Source organism: Mycobacterium sp., from assembly GCF_049281135.1.
In the GTDB taxonomy this organism is placed as follows: domain Bacteria; phylum Actinomycetota; class Actinomycetes; order Mycobacteriales; family Mycobacteriaceae; genus Mycobacterium.
The window spans coordinates 1-5,213 of the sequence record NZ_JBAPRN010000086.1 but is presented as its reverse complement, the minus strand read 5'-3'; the positions used below and the strand labels follow the sequence as shown (position 1 = coordinate 5,213).

Here is a 5,213-nt window from a genome sequence, read left to right as displayed (position 1 = left end):
GAGCCGTTCAGCCGTCGCACCAGCGTGCTGCGCGACATGCCGGCCTCGCGCGCGATGGCGATCAGCGGAACGTCGGCCACGTCGCGCCCGAGGTGCTCGGCGGCACGCAGCGCGGCCTCGACCACATCGGTGGGCACCTCGTTGACCGTTGACACAGGCATGGACGCTACCCGGTCAGCGGAGCGAACCGAGACGGAAATACCATGAGCATCAATCCTTTTCGCCAGAAGGCAGCGCCGAGACCGGTTGCTGTGCCCGCCGGGCGAATGTCGGAGCGTGTTCCGGCCGGACGCCGACGCCCATCAGGTAGGCGGGAATCGCGGACAGCCGCGGAAAGCGGGCCAGGATGTACAGCGACTTGTCGGGGGACGGCGTCTTGCCGGACTCCATCGCGCGCAACATCAGCGCGTGCATGAAGCGCTGAAATGTCTGGGTAACCGCCGTGGGGAACTCGCGGCGGCGCTGCACGGCGGCCAGATCGTCAGCGGTGACGCGGTGTTCGCGAAGCGGTGCCGCGAGGAGCCTGGCCGCAGCCACGGCGTCCTGGACGGCCATGTTGATGCCGACGCCGCCGGCCGGCGACATGGCGTGTGCAGCATCGCCGATGCACAGCAGCCCGTCGGTGTACCAGCGGCGCAGCCGGTTGAGCCGAATGTCGAGCAGCTTGACGTCGTCCATCTCAAGGCTGTTGACCGCTTCGGCCAGCTCGGGGATGGCGTTGACGATGTCGTGTCGCAACGCCTCGATGCCGCGGGCCCGCAGTTGGGCGTCGGCTCCTTTGCGCAGGAAGTAGCCGATCTGCAGATAGTCCTGACGAGGGATGACCCCGAGGAACTGGCCGTCCTTGAATCGGGGCAGCAAGGTGTCTCCGATGCCGTCGGCCTTCGGCAGCCGGAACCACCAGACGTCGGCGCTGACCGGGTACTCGCGCGGGACGAGTCCTCCCTCGCGGCGGCACAGCGACCAACGCCCGTCGCAGGCGATCGTGAGGTCGGCGCGCAGTTCGCCGGGCCCGTCGGGGCTGGCATAGCGGACGCCGACCACGCGACCGTGCTCGTAGAGCAGCCCGGTGACGTCATGGCTCATCCGCAGGGTGAATGTCGGCTCTTTCTCGCCGGCTTCGGCGAGCAGGTCGAGCAGATCCCATTGCGGCACCATCGCGATGTAGCGGTGCGGCAGCCGCAACCGGGTGAAATCGATGATCGGCGCTTTTCCTCCGTTGGGCAGATCCAGCCCCCAGCCGGTGAGCTTGGTGTGCGGCAGCGCGTCGAACTGCTCGAACAGGCCGATCTCATCGAGCAGTCGCAGCGTCGACGGATGCACGGTGTCGCCGCGGAAGTCTCGGAGGAAGTCCGCGTGCTTTTCCAGCACGGTGACGTCCACCCCACCGCGCGCCAGCAGTAGCCCTGCGATCATCCCGGCCGGACCACCGCCGACGATCACGCATGTCGTGTTCTCGCTCATCGCATCCTCCTCACCACATTGTGATACTCGATTACGGCATAACTGTATATGGGTGTCAGTACGGACGAAACCCTTGTGACGCGTCTCACCGTGCGCCGATGTCCTGGGTGGCCACCTCACGCGGGGTGAGAGACTGGCGGTCATGGGTGACACGGGCACGTTGGTGCTGCTCCGCCACGGCGAAAGCGAATGGAACGCCAGTAACCAGTTCACCGGCTGGGTGGACGTCAACCTGACCGACAAGGGCCGCGGCGAGGCGGTGCGCGGCGGCGAGTTGCTGACCGAACACAAGCTGTTGCCCGACGTTCTCTACACGTCGCTGCTGCGCCGCGCGATCACCACCGCGCACCTCGCACTCGACGCCGCCGATCGGCTGTGGATCCCGGTGCACCGCACCTGGCGGCTCAACGAACGGCACTACGGCGCGCTGCAGGGCCTGGACAAGGCCGAGATCAGGGACCGCTACGGCGACGAGCAGTTCATGACCTGGCGGCGCAGCTACGACACCCCGCCGCCGCCCATCGAGAAGGGCAGCCAGTACAGCCAGGACGCCGACCCCCGCTACGTCGATATCGGCGGCGGCCCGCTGACCGAATGCCTGTCCGACGTGGTGGCTCGCTTCCTGCCCTATTTCACCGACGTCATCGTGCCTGACCTGCGGGTTGGCAAGACGGTACTGATCGTCGCGCACGGCAACTCGCTGCGCGCGCTGGTGAAATACCTCGACGGCATGTCCGACGACGACATCACCGGCCTCAACATTCCGACCGGCATTCCGCTGCGCTACGACCTGGACGCCGACATGCGCCCGCTAGTGGCCGGCGGGAGCTACCTCGACCCGGATGCGGCGGCCGCCGGCGCGGCCGCGGTGGCCAGCCAAGGCGCGAAATAAGTGCCTGATCAGCGCAACGGGGCAAACGCGGGGTGAACGGCCCCCGAACACCTGTCTCATGGCGTGTGACATGACCAATTTTGGCCTTGTGCTGCTGGGTTGGCGTTCACCGTATTTGTAAGCTTTTCACGTGACCGTGTACTCGGCCCTGTCACTGGCCGGGGTTTTGTTCGTTACGGCCCTGGCCGTCGGATTCACCGTCGGCGCCCGTTTGGCGCCGCGGGCGATCCAGCGACGGCAGCGGGTTACGGTCGAAGCGGCCGGAATCACCGTCGCGCAGATGCTGGAACGCATCGTCGCGCTGATGCCCCTGGGAGCCGCTGTCGTCGACCGGCACCGCGACGTGGTCTACCACAACGGCCGGGCCAAGGAGCTCGGCCTGGTCCGCGAGCGGCAGCTCGACGACGAGGCGTGGAAGGCGGCCCGCAAGACGCTGGCCGACGGCGCCGACGTCGAGTTCGACCTGTTGCCCGGCAAGCGCCAGGTGCCCGGACGCTCGGGTGTGTCGGTGCACGGACAGGCGCGACTGCTCAGCGAGCAAGATCGGCGGTTCGCCGTGGTCTTCGTCTACGACCACTCCGAATACGCACGCATGGAGGCCACTCGGCGCGACTTCGTGGCCAACGTCAGCCACGAGCTCAAGACGCCCGTCGGAGCGATGTCGGTGCTCGCCGAGGCGTTGCTGTCGTCGGCGGACGACCCGGAGACGGTCCGCCGGTTCGGTGAGAAGGTGCTCGTCGAAGCCACCCGGCTGGGCAACATGGTCAGCGAGCTGATCGAGCTGTCCAGGCTGCAGGGTGCCGAGCGCCTGCCGGACATGGGCGCCGTCGATGTTGACTCCGTTGTCTCCGAGGCGATTTCGCGCCACAAGGTGCCTGCCGAGAACGCCGACATCGTCGTGCGCACTGACGATGCCAGTGGCCTGCGGATGCACGGCGAACAGGCCCTGCTGGTCACCGCGCTGGCCAACCTGGTGTCCAACGCGATCGCTTACTCGCCGCCCGGTTCGCTGGTGTCGATCAGCCGGCGTCGCCGCGGCGACAATATCGAGATCTCGGTCACCGACCGGGGTATCGGGATCGATCGCAAAGACCAAGAGCGGGTCTTCGAGCGGTTCTTCCGCGCCGACAAGGCCCGCTCGCGAGCCACCGGCGGCACCGGCCTCGGATTGGCCATCGTCAAGCACGTCGCGGCGAACCACAACGGCAGCATCGGGCTGTGGAGTCAACTGGGCACCGGGTCCACGTTCACCCTGTCGATTCCGGCCTACGAGGGCGTCTACGAGCCACCTGAACTAGCACCAGAGCGCGAATTGCGCCCCATGAAGCCCCAACGGGAGCCCCAACGAGAGGAAGAACTACACCGATGAGCCGCGCGTACGACGATGCAGAGCGAAGCGATGAGGAGGAGTCGCGCCAATGAACACTGTGCTGACGATGGAGGAGTTGCGCTCGTGACGAGTGTTCTGATCGTGGAGGACGAAGAATCGTTGGCGGATCCGCTGGCGTTTCTGCTCCGCAAGGAGGGCTTCGAGGCCACCGTCGTGACCGACGGGCAGTCGGCGCTGGCCGAGTTCGACCGCGCCGGCGCCGACATCGTGCTGCTTGACCTGATGTTGCCGGGTATGTCGGGCACTGATGTGTGCAAACAACTGCGGTCACGTTCCAGCGTGCCGGTGATCATGGTGACGGCGCGTGACAGCGAAATCGACAAGGTGGTCGGGCTCGAACTGGGCGCCGACGACTATGTCACCAAGCCGTATTCGGCGCGCGAGCTGATCGCCCGGATCCGCGCGGTGCTGCGCCGTGGCGGTGACGACGACTCCGAGGTCACCGACGGCGTGCTGGAATCCGGTCCGGTGCGCATGGACGTCGAGCGTCACGTCGTATCGGTCAATGGCGAGGCAATCACGTTGCCGCTCAAGGAATTCGACCTACTCGAATACCTGATGCGCAACAGCGGCCGGGTGTTGACTCGTGGCCAGTTGATCGACCGGGTGTGGGGTGCCGACTACGTCGGCGACACCAAGACACTCGACGTGCACGTCAAGCGGCTCCGGTCCAAGATCGAGTCCGACCCGGCCAACCCGATTCATCTGGTGACGGTGCGCGGCCTGGGCTACAAGCTGGAGGGCTGAGACGGCGGGCGGGCCGCTATTCGGCGGCCCGGGTTGCCGGGTGCACCGCGATGAGGCCTAAACCGCTGCGCCGCTTGCACATTGCGGCGAGTTCGGCGTAGGCCTTCTCGCCGAGCAACTCGGTGAGTTCGGGACCCATGCTCACCCACACCTGCTCGGCGCCGACGTGGGCGGCCGGGTCACCGGTGCAGTACCAGTGCAGGTCGGCGCCGCCGGCGCCCCAGCCGCGGCGGTCGTATTCGGTGACGGTGGTCTTGAGGATCTCGGTGCCGTCCGGCCGCGTCACCCATTCCTGGCTGCGGCGGATCGGCAACTGCCAGCAGACATCGGGTTTCATCGTCAGCGGTTGCACGCCGAGTTTGATCGCCTTGGTGTGCAGTGCGCAGCCCTGTCCATTGGGGAAGTCGGGCCGGTTCAAGAAGATGCACGCGCCCTTGTATTTGCGGGTGCGGAATTGCTCTTCGCCCTCGTGCTCGTCGAGTTCGAGATAACCCTTGCGGCCCAAGCCTTTTTCGCGGAACTGCCAATCGTCGTCGGTGAGCTGGGCCACAGCGTCGTCCAGACGGGCCCGGTCGTCGTCGTCGGAGAGGAACGCGCCGTGCGAGCAGCAGCCGTCGTCGGGACGGTCTTCGACGGTGCCCTGACACGCCGGCGTACCGAACACGCACGTCCAGCGGGACAGCAGCCAGGTCAGATCGGCGGCGATCAGGTGCTCAGGAT

At 66.6% G+C, this 5,213-nt stretch carries 5 protein-coding genes and 1 pseudogene; 3 read left to right on the top strand and 3 right to left on the bottom strand.

From position 1 onward, the window contains the following. Together WAN02_RS03510 and WAN02_RS03505 are read right to left on the bottom strand one after the other, a co-directional pair. A pseudogene (locus WAN02_RS03510) lies at nucleotides 1-161 on the bottom strand (TetR/AcrR family transcriptional regulator); the annotation flags it as partial. A gap of 49 nt (nucleotides 162-210) precedes the next feature. Further along, nucleotides 211-1,464, bottom strand: coding sequence for an FAD-dependent oxidoreductase (locus WAN02_RS03505; RefSeq protein ID WP_422262796.1), 1,254 nt, complete (start codon nucleotides 1,462-1,464; stop codon nucleotides 211-213). A gap of 142 nt (nucleotides 1,465-1,606) precedes the next feature. Between WAN02_RS03505 and WAN02_RS03500 the strand changes: the two genes are divergently transcribed. The 3 genes from WAN02_RS03500 to regX all read left to right on the top strand — a co-directional run bounded on the left by WAN02_RS03500 (nucleotide 1,607) and on the right by regX (nucleotide 4,493). Continuing rightward, a complete protein-coding gene (locus WAN02_RS03500; RefSeq protein WP_422262795.1) occupies nucleotides 1,607-2,356 on the top strand; it encodes a phosphoglyceromutase in 750 nt (249 codons plus the stop codon). 130 nt (nucleotides 2,357-2,486) lie between these two features. After that, nucleotides 2,487-3,725, top strand: coding sequence for a sensor histidine kinase (locus WAN02_RS03495; RefSeq protein ID WP_422262794.1), 1,239 nt, complete (start codon nucleotides 2,487-2,489; stop codon nucleotides 3,723-3,725). Between the two features lie 84 nt (nucleotides 3,726-3,809). Then, on the top strand, nucleotides 3,810-4,493 hold the full coding sequence (regX, locus tag WAN02_RS03490; RefSeq protein WP_331514796.1) for a two-component sensory transduction protein RegX: 684 nt from the start codon (nucleotides 3,810-3,812) through the stop codon (nucleotides 4,491-4,493). 16 nt (nucleotides 4,494-4,509) lie between these two features. On the opposite strand, the gene WAN02_RS03485 is transcribed toward regX, so the two are convergent. Then, the coding region (locus tag WAN02_RS03485) for a hypothetical protein (RefSeq protein WP_422262793.1) at nucleotides 4,510-5,213 on the bottom strand (704 nt) is incomplete at its 5' end.

What these genes read in the sequence shown, in the direction of transcription:
- WAN02_RS03505 (WP_422262796.1), bottom strand. Translation starts at nt 1,464, where the DNA reads ATGAGCGAGAACACGACATGCGTGATCGTCGGCGGTGGTCCGGCCGGG.
- WAN02_RS03500 (WP_422262795.1), top strand. Translation starts at nt 1,607, where the DNA reads ATGGGTGACACGGGCACGTTGGTGCTGCTCCGCCACGGCGAAAGCGAA.